The organism is Roseomonas chloroacetimidivorans (genome assembly GCF_049629625.1).
GTDB classification, from domain to species: domain Bacteria; phylum Pseudomonadota; class Alphaproteobacteria; order Acetobacterales; family Acetobacteraceae; genus Roseomonas; species Roseomonas chloroacetimidivorans.
Genome location: NZ_JBNBZS010000078.1, coordinates 1 through 23,089, shown reverse-complemented (window position 1 = coordinate 23,089; position 23,089 = coordinate 1). Strand labels below are relative to the sequence as shown.

Below are 23,089 nucleotides of genomic sequence, written 5' to 3'. Positions count from 1 at the left end.
CAAGTCCCGAGCTTCGGAGACAAATGGCTCTCCGGAGTGAAAAAGCAGCGCTCGTTCCACCTTTGCAGTATCAAGGTGCACGCTGATAATGTCGCGGGAACACACGGAGAAGCGCGATCCCAACCTAGCCAGAGACAAATTGTCCTGAGAGAGATTGGAGCAGCGGTAGAAGCTGGGCGCGAAGATTCTCTGGGCAGTTAGTGCCTTTTGACCCCGGCCTACAGGTCAGTTGCAAGCAGGAGGCGCAAGGCTACACGCCTCCGAATGCTGGAGGTGATGATGCCATCTCAGACCCGGTGGTGCCTTCAGGAGCATCTGCGGGGGTGGGACCTTCTTGCCACAGCTAAGTCTCAAGTGGACTAGGAACGGCCGGCAGAGGGCAGCCGGTCGACGAGGGATGCACGACAGAAGCACCGGGACAAAGGGCCCCAGCCGCCTCCGGCCAGGCACCAATGATGGCCCGCATCTGGCGCGGCAGAATCCAACGCTCCACCCCACCATGACAACGATCATTCTTTTCATCACTGCAGGAACAGCATGACGTCTCTCTAACCGGTCTAAAGTTTGGGAAACACCTCTGTTCGTGTGAGGTGCCCCACTCACTAACCTCATGGCATGACGACTCTCTCGCAGAGAACCGACGCAACCAGAGCCGCTGTCCGTCGCGAGCCGGATACTGCCCTCCTTGATCTTCCGCCCGACGCGCAGCGGCGGAATAAAGGCGGGAGCCCGCATCCCGTCGGCGGGGGCGCCGACGATGTCGCGATCCTCATCGGGCGTATCGCATCGGCCGCGGGGCGACATGATGCCGATGCCGAGTTTCCGGCCACGAACTTCGCCGCGCTCCAGCGGACGGGGATGCTGGCCCTGACCGTCCCCCGCCGTTTCGGCGGGCAGGGCGGGGGCCTTGCGGAGGCGGCGCGGCTGCTCAGCGTGGTAGGCGGTGCCTGCGCCTCCACCGGCCTTGTCCTGGCCATGCAGCTGAACCGTCACGCGGCACTGGCCCGTGAGGGACGCTGGCCCGACGCGGTGCACGAGCGCGTCGCCCGCGATGCCGTGCGGCACGGTGCGCTGATGAACGCGCTGCGCGCGGAGCCGGATCTCGGGTCCCCCACGCGAGGCGGGCTGCCGGCCACCGTACTTCACCGGCGAGAGGACGGCACCTGGCGCCTGTCCGGCCGTAAGACCTATGTCACGGGCGCGCCAGGCCTCACCTGGATGGAGGTCTGGGTCCGGACGGATGAGGACCGCCCGCGGCTCGGCTACGCCCTGGTACGGGCGGACACGCCGGGCGTGCGGATCGTGGAGAGCTGGGACCAACTCGGCATGCGCGCGACCGGAAGCCACGACGTGGTGTTCGAGGACGCTGCCCTACCCGCGGAGCACGCCGTCGATCTCCGCGCTCCGGAGGAGTGGGTCGCGGCCGATCCGGCTCAGGCCGTCTGGAATGCCGTCGGCCTGGGTGCCCTTTACGACGGCATTGCGCGCGCCGCACGGGACTGGATCGCGCGCTTCTTGCAGGAGCGCCGCCCGACGAGCCTCGGTGCGCCGCTCGCGACCCTGCCGCGGATGCAGGAGAAGGTTGGTGAGATCCAGTCGTTGCTGCTGGTGAACGCCCGCTTGATCGTCTCCGCAGCCGCGGAGACGGATGACCGCTCACCCCCTTCCGTGGCGGACAGCCTGCTTCTTAAGACCGTCCTCGCCGAGAACGCCGTCCGCGCTGTGGAGTTAGCGGCGGCGCTGGCAGGCAACCACGGATATTCACGCGACAACCCGCTGGAGCGGCACCTGCGCGACGTCCTGTGCGCCCGCATCCACGTGCCGACGGCCGATGCCGCCCATACCGTGGCGGGGCGCGAGGCCCTCGCCCCCTTCGCGGCCTGAACAGGAAGAATGACCATGACGCTGCACATCACCGGAATGATTTGGGCCCGGCCTACCTCGGACCTGGAAGTGCCAGCCGGCGCCGCCTTCCAGCCAGACCACATCGAGGCGATCACGCGCGCGCATGAGGAGGGCGGGTTCGATCGCGTCCTCGCGGGCTACTGGACCAATGCGGCCGATGGCTTCCTCGTCCTCGCTCATGCCGCCGCGGTCGCGAAGAAGATCAACTTCCTCATCGCCCATCGGCCCGGCTTCGTCTCCCCCACTCTCGCTGCGCGCAAGCTGGCGACGCTGGAGAACCTGACCGGTGGGCGCCTGGCGCTTCACGTCATCTCCGGCGGGGACGACCCTGATCAGCGCAAGGATGGTGACTACGCGGACCACGCCGCGCGCTACCGCCGCACAGATGAATTCCTGCAGATCATCCGCGACATCTGGACCGCCGACCGCCCGATCAGCCACCAGGGCGAGTTCTACCGCTTCGAGGATGCCTGGTCGGACGTCCGCCCGATGCAGAAGCCGCACCTGCCGATCTCCTTCGGCGGCGCCTCAGACGCCGCGCTGCGCGTGGCCGGCCGCCACGCCGATGTCTACGCGCTGTTCGGGGAGCCGCTGGCCGATACGGCAGCCATGCTGGACCGCGTGCGCGCTGCCGTGCCGGCCGGGCGGGATATCGCCTTCTCCTGGTCCAACCGCCCGATCATCGCCGCCACGGAGAAGCAGGCCTGGGAGAAGGCGCAGGACATCCGGGAGCGCGCGACACGCAAGCACGAACTGGCCGGGGGCGCCGGGCTGATTGCCGCCAGCGGGGCTGTGAACTCCCAGCGCCTCGTCGGCCTCTCCCAGCGCGGGGAGGTGCTGGACGAGCGGCTCTGGACCGCCATGGCGGGCGTGCTGGGCGGGCGCGGCAATTCCACGGCGCTGGTCGGCACGGCGGAGCAGGTGGCGCGCGCCATGCTGCGCTACCGCGCCCATGGCGTCTCCCACTACATCCTGCGTGGCTGGAACCCGCTGCCGGACGCCGTGCAGTACGGGCGGGAGCTTATCCCGCTGCTGCGCGAGCTGGCCGATGCGGAGGATCGCGGCCGCGTCTCCGTCTCCTTCTCCGGCGCCGTTCGTACCGCGGCCGAGTGAGGGACGACGAGGCATGAGCAACCACGTGAATCGGCGCGCCCTCCTGGCCGCCTCGGGACACCTCGCTATCGTGGGCGCTGCCCGCGCCCAGTCGCGCGCTGCCACGCTCCGGGTCGGCAGCCAGCGAGGCGGGCTGCAGGCCCTTCTGGAATCCTCCGGCCAGGCGAAGGACCTGCCCTATCCCGTGGCCTGGAGCGAGTTCCAGGCGGCCCAGCCGCTGCTGGAGGCGCTGAACGCCGATGCGGTGGATATCGGCTCCATGGGCGACCTGAACTTCTTCTCCGTCTTCGCCAACGGCGCCGCGATCCGGGCGGTGGGCGCCACGCGCTCGGACGGGGCCTCGCAGAACATCGTGGTGAAGGCCGACGGGTCGATCCGGACGGTGGCGGATCTGCGCGGCAAGCGCGTGGCGGCGGCGCGCGGCGGGTGGACGCACTACTCGCTGTTCCGCATCCTGGAGAGGGCGGGGGTGAAGCCCTCCGAGGTGAACATCGCCTGGCTCCTGCCCTCGGACGCCGCGCTCGCCTATCGCTCCGGCGCCATCGACGCCTGGTCGGTCTGGGAACCCTTCACCTCGCTGGAGGTGCTGAACTTCGGCAGCCGCGTGCTGGCGGATGCGCGTGGCCTGACGCCCAGCGCGAGCCTCCTTGCCGTCAGCGAGCCGGCGCTGCGGAACAAGCGCCCGCAGCTGGAGGACCTCGTGCGCCGCAACCGCCTGGGCTGGGAATGGGCGAACGCGCACCTGAAGGATTACGCCCGCACGACCGCCGCGCTGATCCGCCAGCCCGTGCCGGTGATCGAGCGCGCCTACGAGGTGAGCGCCCAGAAGGCCGTGCCGATCGACGCCGCCCTGCTGGCCGAGTTCCAGGAGGCCGTGGATCGCTGCGTGGAGTACGGCATCGTCTCCCGCCGCTTCAAAGTGGCGGACGGCATCGACCCCTCCTTCGCAGAAGCCTGAGGAGCAACGAGATGACCAACCGCCGCAACCTTCTCGCCACCGGCGCCGCCCTTCTCGCGGCACCGGGGATCCTGCGCGCCCAGCCCGCGGGCGTGCTCCGCATCGGCAACCAGAAGGGCGGCCTGCGCTCCCTTCTGGAAGCCTCCGGCGTGCTGAAGGACCTGCCCTACCGCATCGAATGGAGCGAGTTCCCCGCCGCCGCGCCGCTGCTGGAGGCGCTGAACGCCGGCGCGCTCGATCTCGGCTACCAGGGCGACCTCGCCTTCCTCACCGTCCAGACTTCCGGCGCGCCGGTGAAGGCCATCGGCGTGGCGCGGCCCTCTCCGGCCGGGCAGGGCATCCTCGTGCGCGGGGACGGTCCGATCCGCTCGGCGGCCGACCTGCGCGGCAAACGCATCGCCGGCAATCGCGGGGGCTGGGGCCAGTTCCTCGTCCGCGCCGCGTTGAAGCGCGAGGGGATCGCGTCGGGGGACGCCACCATCAACCTCCTTCCGCCGACCGATGCCGCGCTCGCCTTCCGCTCCGGCGCCGTGGATGCCTGGGCGATCTGGGAGCCCTACATTTCGCTCGAGGTGCTGGATTTCGGTGCCCGCACAGTGGTGGACGGGAAGGGCCTGACCCCCTCCATCATGTTCGTCGCCGCGCATGAGCGGGCGATCCGGGAGAAGGACGCGATCCTGGCCGACCTCCTCCGCCGTTTCCGCGACGGCTGGCGCTGGGCGGACGGCCACATCCCGGAATATGCCCGCTACAACTCGGAGCTGACCCGCCTGCCCGTGCCGGTGCTGGAGCGCGCCTACGGCATCGAGCGTACCGCACCAGGCGTGCTGGACGAGGCGATTGTCGCAGAATTCCAACGCGCGGCGGACGATGCGGTGGAGTTCGGCCTTTTGCGCCAGCGCGTGGATGTCAGGCCCGGGCTGGACCTGCGCTTCGCGCGCACCCTGCAGGGCTGAGGAGAGACACCATGGCTGATGCCCTTCCCGCCGGCGCGCAGAAGGCGCCGGCCCCTTCCTGGCTGAACCTGCCGGGTCCACCCCCTTCGGCGGAGGTCGAGGCGGTGCTGGACCGCACGAAGGAGAAGCTCGGCTATGTCCGCAACGGCCAGACGGCCCTGCTGGCCCGGCCGGAGCTGGTGCTTGCGCAGGACGCGCTCAGCCGCGCCGTGAACGCTAACCCGGCCAGCACCCTTTCTCCGAGGGAGCGGGAGCTGATCGCGCTGGTGGTGAGCAGCGAGAACCGTTGCGAACCCTGCGTGCTCGGCCATGCCTCCGCGTTGCGCGGCATCACCGGCGACGCCTTCTGGGTGGAGCGGGTGCAGGTGAACCACAGGCACGCCCCGCTCTCCGTGCGGGAACGGGCGCTGGCGGACTATGCCCTGGCCATCACCCGCGCCCCGGGCGCGATCGAGCCGGACGATCTGGGCCGGTTGCGCGCGGCTGGCCTGAGCGAGGCGGAGATTCTCGATGCCGCCGCCATCGCCGCCTATTTCAACTTCAGCAACCGTATCAACAGCGCCATCGGCGTAGCCCCCAACCCCGAGGCCTACGCCGCCCATCGCTGATACCGGCCCGCCACGGCCCGGACCGTGGCGGGCATCTCTTTACGCCGGAACGGGCGCCAGAAGGTCCGCGTGCCAGCGCTGCGCCACATCGGGGTGGGAGCGCAGGCGGCCCTTCAGGTAGTTCTGTCCCACCGAGCGGAAGAGCGGGTTCTCCGGGTCGCTCGCCGGCCCCTTCGCCTCGGCGGCCAAGTGCGGCGGCAGGTTCAGCAGCGGCACCTCGGAGTCCAGCCTCGCGCCGAGGAAGAAGGCGACGGAAACGCGGTCCTCGCCCGGCGGCGGGCTGACCACGCGGTGGACCGTGGCACGCAGGTAGCCGTTGGAGGCCAGTTCCAGCAGTTCCCCGATGTTCACCACGAAGGTGCCGGGCACGGGCACGGCGTCCACCCAGCTCCCGTCCTCCTTCCGCACCTGCAGCCCGCGGCGGCTGTCCTGCAGCACGAAGGTGAGGAGGCCGCTGTCCTTGTGCGCGCCCACGCCCTGGTCGTCGCGCGGGCCTTCCTGGCCGGGGTAGCGGATGATCTTCATGGTCTGGTTCGGCGTGCCCTGCACGATACCGTCGAAGGCGTCGGCGGGCTGCTCCAGCGCCTCGGCGAAGGCGCGCAGCAGGCGGGTGGCCACTGCGGTCAGCGAGGCCTGCCAGTTCAGCAGGGCGGGGCGGAGGTCCGGCAGGGTCTTCGGCCACTGGTTCGGGCCCTGGAGGCGCGCCCAGGGCGGGGAGTCCGGTGTGCGGGGCAGGGCCTCGCGCTCGGCGTGGATGTCGAACTGCTCGCGCCAGTCCGGCTTGCCGCGCGTCAGCTCCTGCCCGGCGCGGTTGTAGCCGCGGAAATGCGGGGAATGGACCATCTGCACGGCGAGCTTGTCGGCCTCCGGCAGGTCGAAGAAGCGGCGGGCGGTTCTCAGCACCGCGGTGCCCTCGGCGTCCGGGATGCCGTGGCCGGCCAGGTAGAAGAAGCCGACATCGCGGGCGGTGGCGCGCAGGTGCTGCAGGAAGGCCACGCGGTCTTCCGCCTGCCCGTCCAGCCGGCGAAGGTCGATCAGGGGTAGGGCGAGTTCGCTCATTCTTGGTTCCTCAGGCGGCCGCTTGCAGGCCGATGGCGTCCAGCGCCTGCGCGAGATCGGCCAGGATGTCGTCGATGTGCTCGATGCCGATGGAGAGCCGGACATAGCCGGGCGTGACGCCGCTCGCCAATTGCTCCTCGGCCGTGAGCTGGCTGTGGGTCGTCGTGGCGGGGTGGATCGCCAGGCTGCGCGCATCGCCGATATTGGCGACGTGGTAGAAAAGCTTTAGCCCATCGATGAAGCGCGCGCCGTCGGGCGCCCCGCCCGCCAGCTCGAATCCCACCAACGCGCCGGGGCCACCTGTGAGCACCCGGTCCGCCCTCGCCCTCGCCTCGCCGGTCTGGAGCGAGGGGTGGATAACGCGCGTGACCTGCGGGTGCCGGGCGAGCCAGGCGGCGACGGCGGTGGCGTTGCTCACCTGCCGCTCGATCCGCAGCGGCAGGGTCTCCAGGCCTTGCAGGAGCTGGAAGGCGTTGAAGGGGGAGATGGGCGCGCCGAGATCCCGCTGCACCGTGCTGCGGACGAGGGCGACATAGGCCCCGATCCCGTGGCGCTGTGCCACCTCCGTCCAGACCGAGCCGTGGTAGCTGGGGTCGGGCGTATTGAGGGCGGGCTGGCGGTCCTTCCAGGCCGCCCAGTCGAAGTTGCCTCCGTCCACGATGATGCCGCCGATGGAGGTGCCGTGGCCGCCGATGTACTTTGTGGCGGAGTGCACGACGATGGCGGCGCCGAGCGCCAGCGGGCGGGCGAGGACCGGTGCCGCCGTGTTGTCCACGATCAGCGGGATGCCGAGCGCGCGCCCGATGGCCGCCACCTCCGGGATGGGGAAGGCGATCAGCTTCGGATTGGGCAGGGTCTCCGCGTAATAGGCGCGCGTGCGCTCGTCGGTGGCACGGCGGAAGGCTTCCGGGTCCGCCGGGTCGGCGAAGCGCACCTCGATGCCGCGCTGGGCCAGGGTGTTGGCGAAGAGGTTCCAGGTACCGCCGTAAAGGTCCGTCGAGGAGACGATGTTGTCTCCAGCCCGCGTCAGAGCGAGCACGGAGAAGGCCGAGGCGGCCTGGCCGGAAGCCAGGGCCAGGGCACCCACGCCGCCCTCCAGCGCCGCCACGCGCTTCTCCAGCACGTCCGTCGTCGGGTTGCCGGTGCGGGTATAGGTGAAGCCCAGCTTCTCCAGGCTGAACAGCTCCCGCGCGTGCTCGGAACTAGGGAACTGGTAGGAGGTGGTCTGATAGATCGGCACAGCCACGGCGCCGTTCGCGGGATCGGCGCGCCAGCCGGCATGCAGCGCCAGGGTCTCGGGCTTCAGGGTCATGTCAGATCCTCAGGCGGCCTCGCAAAGGCCAAGGGTTCCCAGCACCTCGCGCCGCAGCGCGACGAGGTGCGGGTCGTCCCGGTGTCGGGGGAAGGGGCGGTCCACGGCGATCTCCGTGACCACCCGCGCGGGACGGGGGGAGAAGACGAGGACGCGCTCAGCCATCAGTAGCGCCTCCTCCACGTCGTGCGTGACTAGAAGGGTGGTGAAGCCCTCCCGCTGCCAGAGGGAGGCCAGCTCCTCCTGCATTCTCAGCCGCGTCAGGCTGTCCAGCTTGCCCAGGGGCTCGTCCAGGAGAAGCAGGCCCGGGCGGTTCACCAGGGCGCGGGCCAGGGCGGCGCGCTGGGCCATGCCGCCGGAGAGTTGGTGCGGGAAGACCTCCGCGAACTCGTGCAGGCCGACAAGGCGCAGCGCATCGTCCACCCGCGCGCCCTCCGTCCGAATCAGGCCGCGCGCCTCCAGGCCCAGCGCCGCGTTCGCGCGCACGCTGCGCCAGGGGTAGAGGGTGGGGTCCTGGAACATCAGCACGCGGGAGGGATCGGGGCCGGTGATCGGCACCCCGTCCGCCTCCAGCGTGCCGTGCCGCGGCGGCTCCAGCCCCGCGACGAGGCGCAGCAGGGTGGACTTGCCGCAGCCGGATGGGCCGAGCAGCGCAACGGAGCCGCCGGGGCGGACATCCAGGTCCACGTTCTCCAGAACCGGCAGATCCTGCCCCTTGAGGGCGAAGGCGTGATGGATGCCGCGCAGGCGCAGGCCGATCGGGTTCACCACCGCACCACCCCCTTCTGCCAGGCCAGCTTCCAGTCCCGCACGCGGAAGAGCAGGGTGACGAGGCCCGTGCACATTCCCGCAAGCACCAGCAGCGCAGCATAGACGTTTGCGTAGGCCGCCCAGCCTTGCGACCACTGCATGTAGAAGCCGAGGCCTGCCTTCACCCCCATCATTTCCGCCACGACGAGAACGGAGAAGGACGAGCCCAATCCCATGAAGAGGCCGACGAAGACGGAAGGCAGCGCCGCGGGCACCGCAACCTTGCGAATGAGGAACCAGGGCTTCGCGCCCATGGTGCGCGCCACGTCGTAGAGGCTACCGGCGACGGAGGCGACACCGGACCAGGTAAGGACGGCAACGGGAAAGAAGGTGGCCAGCGCGATGAGGAAGGTGCTGGCTTGGCGGCTGGTGGAAAAGACGAAGAAGGCGATCGGCAGCCAAGCCGTGGCCGGCAGGGGCCCGATCAGGCGCAGCACGGGGTGGGCCCAGTAGCCCACTCGGCGCGACCAGCCCATGGCGACGCCGACGACGAAGCCGATCGCGGCGCCGAGGAGATAGCCGGGGATCAGCAGCAGCAGGGAATGGAGCACGCTGTCGCCGAGCTTTGCGTAATCGTCGGTGAAGACCTCCAGCAGCGCCTGCGGCGCCACGAAAAAGGGGCGTGGCAACAGGTCCAGCTTCGCCGTGACGAGTTCCCAGGCGATCAGGCCCGCCGCCAGTGCCACCAACCAGGGCCCCGCCGGGCGGAGACGCGCGGCCGGCCCGGGCGCACCGGCCAGCGCCGCGAGAAGAAGCACGAGCCCCACTGTCGCGGCGATGCCGCCGAGAAGCTCCGTGCGGCCGTACTCGTCCAGATCCGGCCAGGCCAGGACCAGCGCGGCGGCGGCCAGCCAGGCGAGCCCCGCGACGCCGCCGCCAGCCCAGATCCTCCATGGGCGTGTCCCACGCGCGGCAGGGAGTACGCCCGCCTGGACGCTCGCGCTCACAACAGCACCTCCGCGAAGACGCGCTCGGAGAAGCGCGCGGAATCGGTGTTCGGGCGGATCACCTGTACCAGCTTCAGCTCCTCCGTGTAGCGCGCGATCTCCTGGCGCAGCCCCGTGCCAGCGGGGTGATGCTGGTGCGTGTGGTCGCGCACCATCGCCTCTAACTGCTCCACCGGCACCTTCGCGTAGGGGGCGAAGATGCGCGCGGCCTCGGCGGGATTGGCGACGATCCACTCCTGCGCCTCCAGCAGCGCGGCGGTCAGGGCGCGGGCGGCCGGCTTGTCGCGGCGGATGAGGTTGCCGCGCACGCCGAGTACGCAGCAGGACCGGCCCGCATACTCGCCCTGGAGGTTATTCGAGATCTCGTGAAGCCCGTCGCGCTCGCGGATCACCCAGGCGAGCGGATCGCCGAGCGCGAAGGCCTGCACCTCCCCGCGCTGCAGCGCGACGCCGAGCAGGTCCGCGGGGAACTGGCGCCAGGTCACGTCCTTCAACGGGTCGATGCCTTTCTGCGCCAGCAGAATGGAGAAGAAGTTCTTGTCCGGTGCCGCCATGTCGGAGACGCCGATGGTCTTCCCCTTCAGGCTCTCCAGCGTGCGGAGCTCCGAGCTCCCCGCGGAGAAGAGCCGCATGCAGCCACCGTGTATGCCGCTGGTGATCTTCACGTCGAAGCCGCTCTCCAGCGGCTTCAGCCAGCGCAGCGCCATGCCGACGCCAGCATCAGCCTTGCCCGTCGCGATCGCCTCCAGCAGCTGGTCCGTGGTGCCGCCGAAGTTGATCAGCTCCACCTTCAGGTTGTGGCGCTCGAAGATGCCGGTCTGCTCCGCCACGGGCACGCCGACCGTGCAGACGGCATTGGCGTTCCAAGTTAACTTCAGCTCGCGCCGCTCGCCGGGCGCGGCGGCGCTTGGCGCACCGGTGCTCACGCGGCAGATGGCGGAGGGATCCAGGGCGAAAGGTAGTCCTACGTCCTGCGGGGTGATCCGCGGGTGTGCGGCCATGCCGCCCATGGGCAGCGCCGTACCGAGAAGGCCGGCGGCGCGCAGGAAGCTGCGCCGCCCGGACCGGGGCGTCGTCATCGTTGAAGATCCTTGTGAATGCGCCGTAGGCGGGTGGCTCGTTCTCGCCGGGTGTCAGCGGATGCGGCAGGAATCCAGACAGCGATGACAAGGGCGATGAGCCGTGCCGCATGCCACTCCTGAGTGTCTGCCGTGCACTGCTGCGTTCATGAGTTCAGGGTACTGCTGGCAAGGAAGGCAGGAAACAGGAGGGTTTTTCAAAGATCGTCCGAGAGGCAGCATCCGCATTCCGTGGCGGGGCTCTCGTGTAGAAGCGGGGGCTGGACAAACGGCTTGGATGCCGGCGCTTGGCTTCTGCTCCGAACAGAGCGAATCCTCGGTGGCGCGAGGAAGCACCGCGTCCTTGACCCCCCCTGAAGTGATCCGTCCTGGAGTATGGCTTTGAGCCGGAGGAGGGCGGAGATGGCGAGCAAGAGGCACAAGCCTGAGGAGGTCGTGGCCAAGCTGCGGCAGGTGGATGCCCTGGTGTCGCAGGGGAGGGCGGTGGCCGAGGCGATCCGGGCGATTGGGGTGACCGAGGTGACCTACTATGGGTGGCGTCGGAAGTTCGGGGGCCTGAAGTCGGACCAGGTGAAGCGGCTGAAGGAGCTGGAAGCGGAGAATGCCCGCCTGCGGAGGGCGGTGGCAGATCTGACCCTGGACAAGCAGATTCTGGCTGAGGCTGCCCGGGGAAGCTTCTGAGCCCCGCGCGCCGGCGTGCCTGTGTCGAGCATGTGGTGCAAGCGATGGAGGTGCCGGAGCGCCGCGCCTGTGCGGTGCTCGGGCAGCACCGCTCGACACAACGCAAGGTGCCGCGGGGCAGAGACGATGAGGAGCAGCTGACGGCCGACATCACCGAGCTGACTCGCCAGTACGGGCGTTGCGGGTACCGCAAGATCACGGCGCTGCTCCGCCGCGCGGGGTGCCGGTGAATGCCAAGCGGGTGGAGCGCATCTGGCGGCGCGAGGGGCTGAAGGTGCCGCCGCGGCAGTCGAAACGAGGACGGCTGTGGTTCGCAGATGGTTCCTGCATCCGGTTGAGACCGGAGCGGCCAGCACCATGTCTGGTGCTATGACTTCGTTGAGGACCGTACCCATGACGGCCGCAGGCTTAGGGTGCTCAATGTCCTGGACGAGTTCACCCATGAGTGCCTGGCCATCCGGGTGGGGCGCAAGCTCAGGGCCGCGGAAGTGATCGACGTCCTCTCCGACCTGTTCATCCTGCGCGGGGCGCCCGCCCATCGGCATGGCAAGCCAGCGCCGGTAGCTCTCCGCCACAAGATCGTCGTTGCTCATCTCAGTCTCCGCAGGAGGTCTTGAATCTAGACCTTGGTCCGTTCTGGAACCAGCCTGCCGCGGCTCATTCGTCAGCGGGCCTGGGGAGGAGTTCAGGGCCGATGGTGGCGGGCTGTTTGGCGCGGACCTCGCCCGGCCGCACCCGGAACCAGATGGCGTAGAGGGCGGGCAGGAAGACGAGAATCAGCACCGTGCCGACCGCCGTGCCGCCGATCAGCGTGTAGGCCATCGATCCCCAGAACACGGAGTGCGTCAGGGGGATAAAGGCCAGCACGGCCGCGAGCGCGGTCAGGATCACCGGCCGCGAGCGCTGCACCGTGGTCTCAACCACCGCGTGGTAGGGCGTCAGCCCCTCGGCTTGATTGTCGCGAATCTGCTCAATGAGGATCAGGGTGTTCCGCATGAGGATCCCGGCCAGGCCGATCAGCCCGAGGATGGCGTTGAAGCCGAAGGGCTGCCCGAAAAGCAGCAGCACGGGAACCGCCCCCACCAGCCCAAGCGGCGCCGTCAGCATCACCATTGCCGTCGCCGCGAAGGCGCGGACCTGGAGCATGATCACGACGAGCATCAGCGCGAGCATGACGGGAAAGACCGCGGCCAGGGCGGCGTTGGCCTTGGCGGCTTCCTCGATGTCGGCCGCCGCCTCGATCCGATAGCCCTGGGGCAACCCGGCCTGCAGTGGCGCCAGCGCCCGCATCAGCTCCACCGAGACGTCGGGCGGCTGCATCGCCTCGTCGATGTCGCCGCGCACGGTGATGGTGGGCATGCGATCCCGCCGGCGCTGCAGCGGCGTCTCCATCCGCACTTCCTGCCGCCCGATCTGAGTAAGTGGAATGATCGCGCCGTCGCGAGAGGTCAGCGTCAGCTCCGCGAGCCGGGCGGGGTCCATCCTTGTGTCGCCCGCACTGCGCGCCACCACGTCCACCGTGCGGATGTCCTCGCGCATCTGGGTCACCGTGACGCCTGTCAGCAGGAACTGTAGCTGCTGCGCTGCCTCGGCCGGGGAAAGCCCGATCAGCCGCAGCCGGTCCTGGTCCAGGATGAAATGGGCCGTGGGCGCGCGGGGCCCCCAGTCCCGGTTCACCTGCCGCATGTGAGGGTTGGCGCGCAGCACGGCCTCAGCCGCATCGGCGATGCGAAGCACCTCCGCCGCCTCGGGGCCGGTGACGCGGAAGGCAACGGGGAAGGGCGAGTAGGGGCCGAAGACGAGCTGCGTCACGCGGAGCTGGGCTTCCGGCGCCAGGCCCTTGGCGATGCGCTCCCGCAGGCGATGCTTGAGCGCCTCGCGTGCCTCGGGACCGGGGGTCAGCACCACAATCTTGGCGAAGGCCGGGTCCGGCAGCTCCGGCGACATGGCGAGGTAGAAGCGGGGCGCGCCCTGACCGAGATAGCTCGTCACGATGCGGGCCTCGGGTTGCTCCCGCAGCCAAGCCTCGACCTTGGTTACGGCGTTGCCCGTGGGGGCTATGCCCGTGCCCTCGGGCATGCGGACTTCAACCAGCAGCTCTGGCCGGTCGGACTGCGGGAAGAACTGCTTCCTCACCGCCCCCATCCCCATGACGGCGCCGACGAAGGTGGCGAGGACAAGCGCCACGACCAGGAACTTCCGCCGCACCGACCAGGCGACCAGCGCACGCAGCATCCGGTAGCCGCGCGTGTCATAGAGGGCGGCGTGCCCGCCGGCGACCGGCCTTACCGCCGGCAGCAGCGCCACGCCGAGATAGGGCGTGATGGTGACGGCCACGATCCAGGACGCCATCAGGGCAAAGCCGACGACCCAGAAGATATTCCCGGCATACTCGCCGGCGCTGGACTGCGCGAAGCCCACAGGCATCAGCCCGATCACCGTCACCACCGTGCCGGAAAGCATCGGCGCCGCCGTGTGGCTCCAGGCGAAGGAAGCGGCCCCGACGCGGTCCATCCCCTCCTCCATCTTCACCACAATCACCTCGATCGCGATGATTGCGTCGTCCACCAGCAGGCCGAGGGAGAGGATCAGGGCGCCAAGGGTGATGCGGTCGAAGACGCGGCCAGTGTTCATCATGATGAGGAAGACGAGGGCGAGGGTGAGGGGCACCGCCGCTGCCACGATGATCCCGGCCCGCCAGCCAAGGCTGGCGAGACTGACAAGCAGCACGACGCCGAGCGCCATGAAAAACTTCAGCATGAACTCGCCGACCGCCTCGTCGATATTGACGGCCTGGTCGCTAACCTTGCTGAGGCTGAGGCCGAGCGGGAGGTCGTGCTGGATCGCGGCGGTCTCTGCCTCCAGCGCACGGCCGAGGTCTAGGCCGTTCCACCCCTCCTGCATCACCACGCCGAGCGCCATCGCGGGTTCGCCGTTGTGGCGGATCAGGAAGGTTGCGGGGTCCTCGTACCCCCGGCTGATCTCGGCCACGTCCGAGAGCCGGAGATTGCGGCCTCGCACGACGATGGGGGTGGCGGAGATCGTCTCCACGTCGTCATAGGCGCCTTCCAGCCGCAGCTGCACCTGTGGCCCGTTTGCCTCGATGGAGCCGGCGGGGGAAACGGCGTTCTGGCGCTGCAGGGCCGCAAAGATGTCCTGCGCGGATACGCCCAGCGTGGCAAGGCGCGGGTAGGAGAACTCGACGAAGATGCGCTCCGGCCTCTCGCCCAGGATATCCACCTTCTTCACGCCGGGCACGTGCAGGAGGCGCTGCCGGATGGACTCGGCCTGGCGGGCGAGAAGGCGCGGCGGCATACCCGGCGCCTTCAGCGCGTAGAGGCCGAAGGTGACGTCCGAGTACTCGTCGTTCACGAAGGGGCCGATCGCGCCGGCGGGCAGGCGGCGCGCCTCGTCGCCCACCTTCTTGCGGGCCTGGTAGAACTGCTCCGGCACCTCGGCCGGCGGGGTGTTGTCCCGCAGCGTCAGGGTAAGGAAGGCGAGGCCCGGGCGCGTCATCGTCTCCACCCGGTCGTACCAGCGCAACTCCTGCAGACGCTTCTCCAGCGGCTCCGCCACCAAGTCCTGCATCTCCTGCGCGGTGGCCCCGGGCCAAGCGGCCTGCACGGACAGCACCTTGATGGTGAAGGCCGGATCCTCGGCGCGGCCCAGCCGGAGGAAGGCCAGGGCGCCCGCCAGCGCGATGGCGAGGATCAGGAAGAGGGTAACGGATTTCTCGCGGACGGCCAGCGCGGAAAGGTTCAGCGCGCTCACCGTGAGGCCTCCTGCGACGCCACGCGAACTGCCTCTCCCTCATGCAGGAGATGCGCGCCCAGTGCCGCAACGCGCTCGCCGATAGCGACGCCCTCCACCATCGCCGCCTCGGCGCCGATCCGCCGCACGCGCACCGGGCGGAAGTTCACGACGGAGCGGGCGGGGTCCAGCACCCAGACGCCGGTGGTCCGGCCGTCGTCGCGCAGCGCGCCGAGCGGCACCTCGGCGCGGCCCGCGGCCGGGGCGGTGGCCACGCGCAGGGTCACCGTGCTGCCCAGCGGTGCCTGCGCGGCATCGCCATCGAGCACGAAGCGCGCCTCGTAGGTGCGGCTCGCCGGGTCCGCGGCGTCCGAGAGCTGCCGGAGCCGGGCGGGGGTGGGCGTCGGTGCGCCTCTGTCAGGGCTGCCGTAGACGATCGCCTGGGCCGGGGTCCCGAGGGCCGGGCGGAAATCCTCTGGCAGGTTCACCGCAGCCTCGCGCGGGCCGGCCTGGGCCAGGCGGATCACCGGTTGGCCGGCCGAGACGACATAGCCCGGCTCGGCCAGGACCTGCATCACCACGCCGTCGGCATCGGCACGGAGCACTGCATAATCAGCCTCGTTGCCCGCCACCTGCGCCTGGGCTTCAGCGGCGGCGAGGTTAGCGCGCGCCGTGTCCTGAGCCGCACGGGCTGCCTCGTAGCGCTGCCGGGAGACCCAGCCCTGCGCGAGGAGCTGCCGGTAGCGGACCTCGTCGGCCTCGGCCTGTACGGCGGCGGCGCGCGCGCCGAGCACGGCGTTTCGCCGGGCTGCTAGGGCCAGCGAGAGGTCTTTCTCGTCCAGTCGCGCCAGGGTATCGCCCTTACGGACGGCTTGCCCGACATCGACCAGCCTAGCCGTGACCTTGCCGGCCACGCGGAAGGCGAGGTCGCTCTGCACGCGGGCGCTGACCAGGCCGGTGAAGGCGCGCTCCGCCGCGCTCGCCGGCCGGGCAGGGGCAACAATGACCAGCGGCGGTGCCTCGCGGGGATCCGAGGCGGCCTCGTTGGGCTGGGTTGCGTGGGAGGGCAGCGGGACAACGCCGCCCGAGACAGCGGCGAAGCCCAGGGCCGAGGCGGCGAGGATGCTACCCGCCGCGATGATCAAGCCTTTCCTCATGGGGCGGCCTCCTGGACAGGGTTGCAGGGGAAGGGCGGCGAAGGGCGTCCATCCAGGTTTTCAGTGCCTATACACCTATCATGACCAGAGGGGTTGGTGGTGGCGCGGGTCATGAGCGGCCAATCGCCTCCAGGGCCTGCCACATGGCGGGAAGGGTGGATGCGGGGATGTCGTCCCGCACGGCTTGGTTCACCTCGCGCCAGCGCTCCACCGCCCTGGCCAGCAGCGCCCGGCCCCGCGGGGTGAGCGAAACGCGCTTCACGCGCCCGTCATGCGCGTCCGCGCCGATGGCCAGGAGCCCACGACGCTCAAGCACACGAAGATTCCTCGTCATCGTCGTCCGGTCCATCGCCAGTTCCGTGGCGAGCTCGTTAACGCTTGGCTGCTCGATACTTTCGAGCGCGATGAGGAGCGTGAACTGCCAGTTGGTGAGGCCCAGGCCGCGGAACGCGTTGTCGAACCGGCGCCCGACGGCCCGGCTGGCGCGCTGGACGCGCAGGCAGATGCAGGCGGCTTCTACCTCACGCACCAGTTCCTGGTTGAGTTTAGGGGGGACTGTCATGGCCGGAGGTTAGATGCATATACACGGAAGGGCAAGGCCTTGGGGAACTGAGGCTCTCGCCGGGCTCATCAATGGCCGGATGGCTGGCCACGGCGTCGTCGAGCCCGACCTCGCCGTGGACCGCCATGTCCGCCAGCAGGAGGGCCGTGATCACCTTCGTCACGGACCCAGCCTCAAAGACGGTGCTCCCGTCCGGAGGCACGGGCTGAACCTGGGATACGCGACCGTGGGCATGGAAGCGGCGTCCGGCCGGCGACACGATCCCGGCCACGATGCCGGCCGTCATCCGGTGGCGATCCACCCGATCCGCGAGGATCCGCGCGATCCTGGCTCCGCTTGGCGGCTCCCTCATCTTCTGGCCTATACAGCCAGCGCCTTCGGCTCCTACCCAACCCGGCCAGTCGGAATCCGGCAAGTGGGATCGGCGCTCGGGCCGCAAGGCGGCTTACCCGACCACTGTCTGCGCTCAGCCACCGTGGCTGCTCATGGCCGGAAGCGGAATGGCTGCTTTCCGGTGCTAAGAGGGTCTAAGCCGACATTGCTGGCGAGCAGGCAGTTGGCCGTCGTCGGCGCCCAACTGGGTTCAATGATTCGACGCTCAGTCGTTCGAGCGAGTATCGCCGGATTAGCTTGACTTGCTGTTGTGGACGCAGAGCCGCTTCGGCACCGTACTTGTTCAGTCTGTCCGGTCACGGATTGAAGGCGGGTTCACCAGTCGGTCCATACCCTCGCGCGCGCATTCACCAAGTTTCGGTATGGAAATCCGATGGCAGGGAAGCGCGGCTCCCGCCAGCAAGCAGAGACCAACCCCGCTGCGGTGCGCCCGCCGCACGGACGCACAAGCCACTTGCACCGCGCCGGTGTTTTGCGCAAGGCTCGTGCTGCATTCCCAACAATACTAGGACCGACCGCTCCGGCGGTTTGCGGAATGCTCGTGTTTTGCGCGCGGCTTGCACCACCTTCCCGAACAAAATCGCTGGCCGTTTCAGCGGCCGTAACGGAACAGGATGGAGGCACCCATGTCAGAGCATAGCAATACCTTAGCGCCACGTGGGCAGGACGGAGGCCAACTCGCCTTAAGGTTGAACATCAACGGGCAGCACCACGTTCTGCAGATCGATCCACGCACAACACTGCTGGACTGTCTGCGAGAAGCCCTGCAGCTGACTGGCACAAAGAAGGGTTGCGACCACGGACAATGTGGCGCCTGCACGGTACACATAAACGGGCAGCGGGTGAATACCTGCTTGGCCTTGGCAGTCTCCTACGAGGGCGACGAGATCGTCACCATCGAGGGGATCGGGACCCCCGATAACCTCCACCCGCTGCAGGAAGCCTTTCTTAAGAAGGATGCCTACCAGTGCGGATACTGCACCTCCGGTCAAATCATGTCGGCGCTGGCGCTACTGAATGAGCCCTGCGGTCCGGGCGATGACGATGTCCGCGAATTCATGAGCGGCAACATCTGCCGGTGTGGCGCCTACGCCAACATCGTTGCAGCCATCCAGCACGTCCGGCAGCAAGGCTAAAAAGGGAGGAGATGATGCAGACCTTCGACTTCCAACGTCCTACCGACGTAAGTGCTGCTGTCGGCGCTGCCTCACGTTCCCCGACTGCGCAGCAGGGAGCGACTGTCCGCTTTCTTGCCGGGGGAACGACGCTCTTGGACCTCATGAAGCTCGGCGTAGAGACACCGGACCACCTGGTTGACATCAATCGCCTCGGACTTGATGCCATTGAACGTCATACTGATGGCGGATTGCGTATCGGCGCAACGGCCCGAAACTCCGTCGTCGCCCATCACCCAGTCGTGCGGGCGGGGTATGCTGCGCTCTCAGAAGCCATCCTGTCTGGTGCATCGACCCAGCTGCGCAACGCGGCAACTACGGCAGGCAATTTGCTGCAGCGCACGCGCTGCGTCTACTTCCGTGATACCGCTACGCCTTGCAACAAGCGTGAGCCAGACAGCGGGTGTTCTGCAATCGGCGGTGCGAACCGTATGCTCGCGATCCTTGGTGCCAGCGACCACTGCATCGCGAGCAACACGTCCGACATGGCGGTGGCTATGCTCGCCTATGACGCTTTGATCCACATCAAGAGCCCGGCCGGTGACCGCCAGGTACCGGTCAGTGAATTCTATCTACTTCCCGGCGACAGACCAGACCGCGAGAATGTTCTCGGTCCTGGTGACCTCATAACATATGTCACCCTTCCTCCGGCCGAGGTGGGTGCGCGCGCCACCTACCTCAAGCTTAGGGACCGAGCTTCATATGAGTTCGCCCTCGTCTCCGCTGCGGTGTCGGTGGTGATCGCCAACGGCACGATGAGCGCGGTCCGCTTTGCACTCGGCGGTGTCGGCACCAAGCCCTGGCGCGTGCCCGAAGCCGAGGCTGCACTCCTTGGTCAGCCGCCTGGTAAGCCGCTGTTCGAACAGGCGGCCGACATCGCGCTCGCCGGCGCGCGACCCCAGAGCCAGAATGGCTTCAAGGTCGAGCTGGCCCGGCGCTGCTTGGTGCACGCACTTCTACAAGTCACGGCGTGAGGGAGGCACACAAATGTCAGCATCCCAGGTCCAACACACCCAAGCCAGTCCGATGAACGTCATCGGCCAGGTGCAGCGCCGGGTAGACGGCGCCCTCAAGGTCACCGGCAGGGCGAAGTACGCGGCCGAACACTATCTTCCCGGCATGCTATACGCCGTTCCGGTGGGCGCGACCATTGCGCGTGGGCGCGTCAAGAGCGTGAATGCCGGTGTCGCAGAGCAGATGCCAGGTGTGCGAGCCGTGCTTCGGCGCGGCAGCTTCCCGCCGCTGTTCCCGATCGGATCAGAGGCATCAGTGGTCATCGATGAGCACCGGCCGCCATTCGCCGACGACGATATCCGCTACTACGGGCAGTATGTGGCGCTAGCGGTCGCAGATAGCCTTGAGCAGGCAAAGGCCGCGGCTGACGCTGTCCAGGTTTCCTACGATGCCGAGACACCCGATGTCTCCCCGGATCTCATCGCCGAGAAGGCTGAAGTGAAGAGCGAGCGAGGCAATGCGGACGCGGGCCTCTCGGACGCGGCAATCACCATCGACCAGCGCTACACCATGGCGCCCGAGACGCACAATCCAATCGAGACCCATGCAACCATCGCCGCCTGGGATGGCGACGAGTTGACGCTGCACGAGACGACGCAGGGTGTCGTGAACCACCGCGACGCCATCGCCGCGATGTTCGGACTGCCGACCGGAAAGGTACGCGTGATTAGCCGCTTCCTCGGCTCCGGGTTTGGCAACAAGCTCTGGCCCTGGATGCACTCACCACTTGCCGCTGCAGCTGCGAAGGTGCTTGGGCATCCTGTGAAGCTGGTGCTGAGCCGGCCGATGACCTTCCACGCCGTTGGCCATAGGCCCCGTATCGTGCAGCGGATCCGCCTCGGTGCCACCAGGGATGGCCGGTTGACCTCGGTGCAGCACGACTACGTCAACGCCACGTCGATCCTCGATACCTATGAGGAGAATTGCGGCGAGGCGACACCGCACATGTACAGCACGCCGAACCTACGCGTGACTGCTGGTGTCGCCCGGAGGAATATTGGCACACCCACTTCCATGCGTGGCCCCGGGGCAGTGCCAGGTCTCTTCGCCCTGGAATCGGCCATGGACGAGCTCGCCGAGGCGCTTGGCATGGACCCGGTTGAGCTGCGCCAACGAAACGAGCCGAGTATTGACGAGGGGCTCGGCGTGCCCTTCTCCTCGCGGCACTTCCAGGAGTGCTTGCGCCTGGGTGCGGACCGCTTCGGCTGGTCACAGCGTGATCCAATGGTCGGCGCGATGAAGCGAGATGGATTGACGCTGGGGTGGGGCGTCGCTGCCTGCTCCTGGCTCGCGGAGCGGTTTCCGTGTCAGGCGGCGGTCGAGCTCCGCGATGACGGTTCAGTGCAGGTCGCTTCGGCCATTCAGGACATCGGAACCGGAACTTACACCATCATGGCGCAGATGGTGGCGGAGCGCCTTGGCATTCCGATGGATCGGGTGGAGGTGGCACTCGGCGACACGCGCCTGCCGCCCGGTCCCGTATCAGGGGGCTCCATGGCAAGCGCCTCGCTCGTCGCGCCGATCCATGAGGCTGCGGCGAAGGCGGGCCAGGCGCTCATCGCTGCCTGCGTTGATAGGGGAGAACCTTTCGGTGACTGCCGGGAGGAGGACCTTTCCTTCCATGAAGGCTTAGTCGTGGACGAGCGGGGCAATCAGCGCGCGATGAGTTTTGATGCCGTGCTGCGGGCACTCGGGCGTTCATCGGTGAGAGGCGAGGGATCCGGAACTGGGACCTACGGCTCTCAGGAAAAGCCGACTGTCTCAAAGCATTCCTTCGGCGCTCATTTTGCGGAGGTGACCTGGCAACCGGCAATCGCCCGTCTGCGGGTCTCCCGCGTCGTTTCTGTCATCGATGCCGGACGCATCCTCAATCCGCTTGCTGCCCGTAACCAGATCGAGGGGGCCGTGGTCATGGGCGTCGGCATGGCGATGCTTGAGGAAACCGATTACGACCCGAGAAACGGGGCACCGATGAATGCCAGCCTTGCCGACTATCTCGTTGCCGTCCATGCCGATGCGCCCAGGATGGAGGTGCACTTCCTGGAGTATCCCGACACCAGCCTCAATGAGCTCGGTGCTCGCGGCGTTGGGGAAATTGGACTGGCAGGCACGGCCGCGGCGATCACGAATGCCGTCTACCACGCCACTGGAGTGAGAGTGCGCGATCTGCCATTGAGGCTTGAGCATTTGATGTGATGGGGCGCCAGGAGGAAACTCCAGGCAGCCATTCGAGCTCACTGGGGCACACGGCTGCTAAGCTCAACTTCCGGGTGCCCCAAGGGCTCGCGACAGCTAGGTAGGTCGTTGCCTCCCCCTGCTGTTCAGGAGGGCCGCTTTCTGGAAAGCGGCTGCGACACGCCGATGGCTGGCATGGGCGCTTTCGCGACAGCAATGTCCTGCCCGAGTTGTTCGAGACAACGGTCGCGCGCTGCATGGCCGAGGGTCTGGTGGGCGGGGACGGCTTCGCAGTGGACGCCAGCATGATCAAGGCGGACGCCAACCGCCAGCGCTCCGTGCCGGGCAGCGATGGCCTGCCGACCGAGGCAGCAGGCCATGCCGTGCGGGAGTATCTCGAAGTGCTCGATGATGCAGCGTTCGGCGGCGCAACGCCGGTCACCCCCAAGTTCATCTCGATTGCCGACCCGGCATCGCGCTGGACGGGGGCCAATGGCGGGCTGGCCTTCTTCGCCTACTGCACGAACCTCCTCATCGACCTGAAGCATGCTGTCATCATGGACGTGGAGGCCACAACAGCAGTGCGCCAGGCCGAGGTGACCGCGCAGCGGATCATGCTCGACCGCACGCAGAAGCGGTTCGGCCTCTGGCCTGAACGGCTGGCCGCCGATAGTGGCTATGGCGATGCAGCCAACCTGGCCTGGCTGGTCCACGAGCGCGGCATCGAGCCGCACATCCCGGTGTTGGAGAAGAACCGCACCGACGGCACTTTCGGCCGAGACGGCTTCGCCTACGACCACCAGACGGACAGCTACAGCTGCCCTGGCGGCAAGCACCTCCGGCAGTACTGGCAGCCAGGCCGGGAGGCAAAGGCCAAGCCGCCCTCCGACGGGCTCTACAGGTACCGGGCCCGCAAGGCGGACTGCCAGGGATGCGAGTTGAGGGAGCGCTGCCGCCCAGGTGATACTGGCAGGAAGGTCCTACGCTCGATCCATGAGGGTGCCCGGGACCTCGCGCGCGACCTCGCCATGACCGATGCCTACGCCACCTCACAGCGCGAGCGAAAGAAGGTAGAGATGCTGTTCGCGCACCTCAAACGTATCCTGAAGCTGGATCGCCTCCGGCTCAGGGGACCTCGTAGCGCCAAGGATGAGTTCCTCCCCGCCGCAACCGCCCAGAACCTCCGGACGCTGGCCAAGCTGCTCCCAACGAGACCCGAGCCGGTGTCCATCTGACCCGGCACGGGATCATGCGGGCCAACCGGCCCAGCCCCCGGCCGACCCGAACGCCGACTTCTTCAACAGAATAGGCGCAAAGCAGCCCTCGCTGGGACGCACCTTTCCCCCCCAAGCGGAGCCATGTTCGGGGGCCTGTGATCAGGAAGCGCGCCTCAGCGGCGCGCCGATCCATCCGAGTATCCTCCCACGGCACAACC

At 68.2% G+C, this 23,089-nt stretch carries 17 protein-coding genes and 2 pseudogenes; 10 read left to right on the top strand and 9 right to left on the bottom strand.

All coding sequences use genetic code 11. The annotated features are described in order from the left end of the window. The first annotated feature begins 615 nt into the window (after positions 1–615). The 5 genes from ACO1BU_RS29825 to ACO1BU_RS29805 are packed head-to-tail and all read left to right on the top strand — an operon-like array spanning position 616 to position 5,540. Positions 616–1,884 carry an acyl-CoA dehydrogenase family protein gene (locus ACO1BU_RS29825; protein ID WP_424139600.1) on the top strand — a complete coding sequence of 423 codons (1,269 nt, stop codon included), beginning with the start codon at positions 616–618 and terminating at the stop codon, positions 1,882–1,884. 15 nt (positions 1,885–1,899) lie between these two features. Beyond that, positions 1,900–3,018 carry an LLM class flavin-dependent oxidoreductase gene (locus ACO1BU_RS29820; protein WP_424139599.1) on the top strand — a complete coding sequence of 373 codons (1,119 nt, stop codon included), beginning with the start codon at positions 1,900–1,902 and terminating at the stop codon, positions 3,016–3,018. Positions 3,019–3,031: 13 nt separating this feature from the next. Further along, entirely contained in the window at positions 3,032–3,976 is a 945-nt protein-coding gene (locus ACO1BU_RS29815) for an ABC transporter substrate-binding protein (RefSeq protein WP_424139598.1), read from the top strand. 11 nt (positions 3,977–3,987) lie between these two features. Continuing rightward, positions 3,988–4,932: an ABC transporter substrate-binding protein gene (locus ACO1BU_RS29810; protein WP_424139597.1), complete on the top strand. Its 945-nt coding sequence runs from the start codon at positions 3,988–3,990 to the stop codon at positions 4,930–4,932. Between the two features lie 11 nt (positions 4,933–4,943). Next, a complete protein-coding gene (locus tag ACO1BU_RS29805; protein WP_424139596.1) occupies positions 4,944–5,540 on the top strand; it encodes a peroxidase-related enzyme in 597 nt (198 codons plus the stop codon). A gap of 39 nt (positions 5,541–5,579) precedes the next feature. Here ACO1BU_RS29805 and ACO1BU_RS29800 read toward each other — a convergent pair whose 3' ends face one another. From ACO1BU_RS29800 to ACO1BU_RS29780, 5 genes are read right to left on the bottom strand one after another with little or no spacing between them, the layout of a single operon-like run. After that, positions 5,580–6,599: an isopenicillin N synthase family dioxygenase gene (locus ACO1BU_RS29800; protein WP_424139595.1), complete on the bottom strand. Its 1,020-nt coding sequence runs from the start codon at positions 6,597–6,599 to the stop codon at positions 5,580–5,582. 10 nt (positions 6,600–6,609) lie between these two features. Continuing rightward, positions 6,610–7,911 carry an O-acetylhomoserine aminocarboxypropyltransferase/cysteine synthase family protein gene (locus ACO1BU_RS29795; RefSeq protein WP_424139594.1) on the bottom strand — a complete coding sequence of 434 codons (1,302 nt, stop codon included), beginning with the start codon at positions 7,909–7,911 and terminating at the stop codon, positions 6,610–6,612. A gap of 9 nt (positions 7,912–7,920) precedes the next feature. Beyond that, on the bottom strand, positions 7,921–8,682 hold the full coding sequence (locus tag ACO1BU_RS29790) for an ABC transporter ATP-binding protein (RefSeq protein ID WP_424139593.1): 762 nt from the start codon (positions 8,680–8,682) through the stop codon (positions 7,921–7,923). Beyond that, complete coding sequence (locus tag ACO1BU_RS29785) at positions 8,676–9,668, bottom strand: ABC transporter permease (protein ID WP_424139592.1); 993 nt, start codon at positions 9,666–9,668, stop codon at positions 8,676–8,678. The genes ACO1BU_RS29790 and ACO1BU_RS29785 overlap by 7 nt, the downstream gene beginning before the upstream one ends. After that, positions 9,665–10,747 (bottom strand): ABC transporter substrate-binding protein, encoded by a 1,083-nt coding sequence (locus tag ACO1BU_RS29780; RefSeq protein ID WP_424139591.1) that lies wholly within the window; start codon positions 10,745–10,747, stop codon positions 9,665–9,667. Before ACO1BU_RS29780 ends, ACO1BU_RS29785 begins: the two co-directional genes overlap by 4 nt. A gap of 402 nt (positions 10,748–11,149) precedes the next feature. Here ACO1BU_RS29780 and ACO1BU_RS29775 point away from each other — a divergent pair. Then, a pseudogene (locus ACO1BU_RS29775) lies at positions 11,150–11,988 on the top strand (IS3 family transposase); the annotation flags it as partial. Positions 11,989–12,085: 97 nt separating this feature from the next. Here the strand turns inward: ACO1BU_RS29775 and ACO1BU_RS29770 are convergent. The 4 genes from ACO1BU_RS29770 to ACO1BU_RS29755 all read right to left on the bottom strand — a co-directional run bounded on the left by ACO1BU_RS29770 (position 12,086) and on the right by ACO1BU_RS29755 (position 17,249). Further along, positions 12,086–15,199 (bottom strand): efflux RND transporter permease subunit, encoded by a 3,114-nt coding sequence (locus tag ACO1BU_RS29770; RefSeq protein ID WP_424139590.1) that lies wholly within the window; start codon positions 15,197–15,199, stop codon positions 12,086–12,088. Continuing rightward, the gene (locus tag ACO1BU_RS29765; RefSeq protein WP_424139589.1) at positions 15,196–16,335 is read right to left on the bottom strand and encodes an efflux RND transporter periplasmic adaptor subunit; all 1,140 of its coding nucleotides are present in this window, start codon (positions 16,333–16,335) and stop codon (positions 15,196–15,198) included. Before ACO1BU_RS29765 ends, ACO1BU_RS29770 begins: the two co-directional genes overlap by 4 nt. A gap of 109 nt (positions 16,336–16,444) precedes the next feature. Further along, positions 16,445–16,897, bottom strand: a complete 453-nt coding sequence (locus ACO1BU_RS29760) for a MarR family winged helix-turn-helix transcriptional regulator (protein ID WP_424139588.1) — start codon at positions 16,895–16,897, stop codon at positions 16,445–16,447. After that, positions 16,881–17,249: a serine hydrolase gene (locus tag ACO1BU_RS29755; RefSeq protein ID WP_424139587.1), complete on the bottom strand. Its 369-nt coding sequence runs from the start codon at positions 17,247–17,249 to the stop codon at positions 16,881–16,883. The genes ACO1BU_RS29760 and ACO1BU_RS29755 overlap by 17 nt, the downstream gene beginning before the upstream one ends. Before the next feature lie 667 nt (positions 17,250–17,916). On the opposite strand from ACO1BU_RS29755, the gene ACO1BU_RS29750 reads away from it, so the two are divergent. The 4 genes and pseudogenes from ACO1BU_RS29750 to ACO1BU_RS29735 form a co-directional block, all read left to right on the top strand. Continuing rightward, the gene (locus ACO1BU_RS29750; protein WP_424139586.1) at positions 17,917–18,426 is read left to right on the top strand and encodes a (2Fe-2S)-binding protein; all 510 of its coding nucleotides are present in this window, start codon (positions 17,917–17,919) and stop codon (positions 18,424–18,426) included. Between the two features lie 14 nt (positions 18,427–18,440). Next, a complete protein-coding gene (locus ACO1BU_RS29745) occupies positions 18,441–19,439 on the top strand; it encodes an FAD binding domain-containing protein (protein ID WP_424139585.1) in 999 nt (332 codons plus the stop codon). After that, positions 19,375–21,675 (top strand): xanthine dehydrogenase family protein molybdopterin-binding subunit, encoded by a 2,301-nt coding sequence (locus ACO1BU_RS29740; RefSeq protein ID WP_424139601.1) that lies wholly within the window; start codon positions 19,375–19,377, stop codon positions 21,673–21,675. The genes ACO1BU_RS29745 and ACO1BU_RS29740 overlap by 65 nt, the downstream gene beginning before the upstream one ends. A 173-nt stretch (positions 21,676–21,848) precedes the next feature. Continuing rightward, a pseudogene (locus tag ACO1BU_RS29735) lies at positions 21,849–22,889 on the top strand (transposase); the annotation flags it as partial. Between the last annotated feature and the right edge of the window lie 200 nt (positions 22,890–23,089).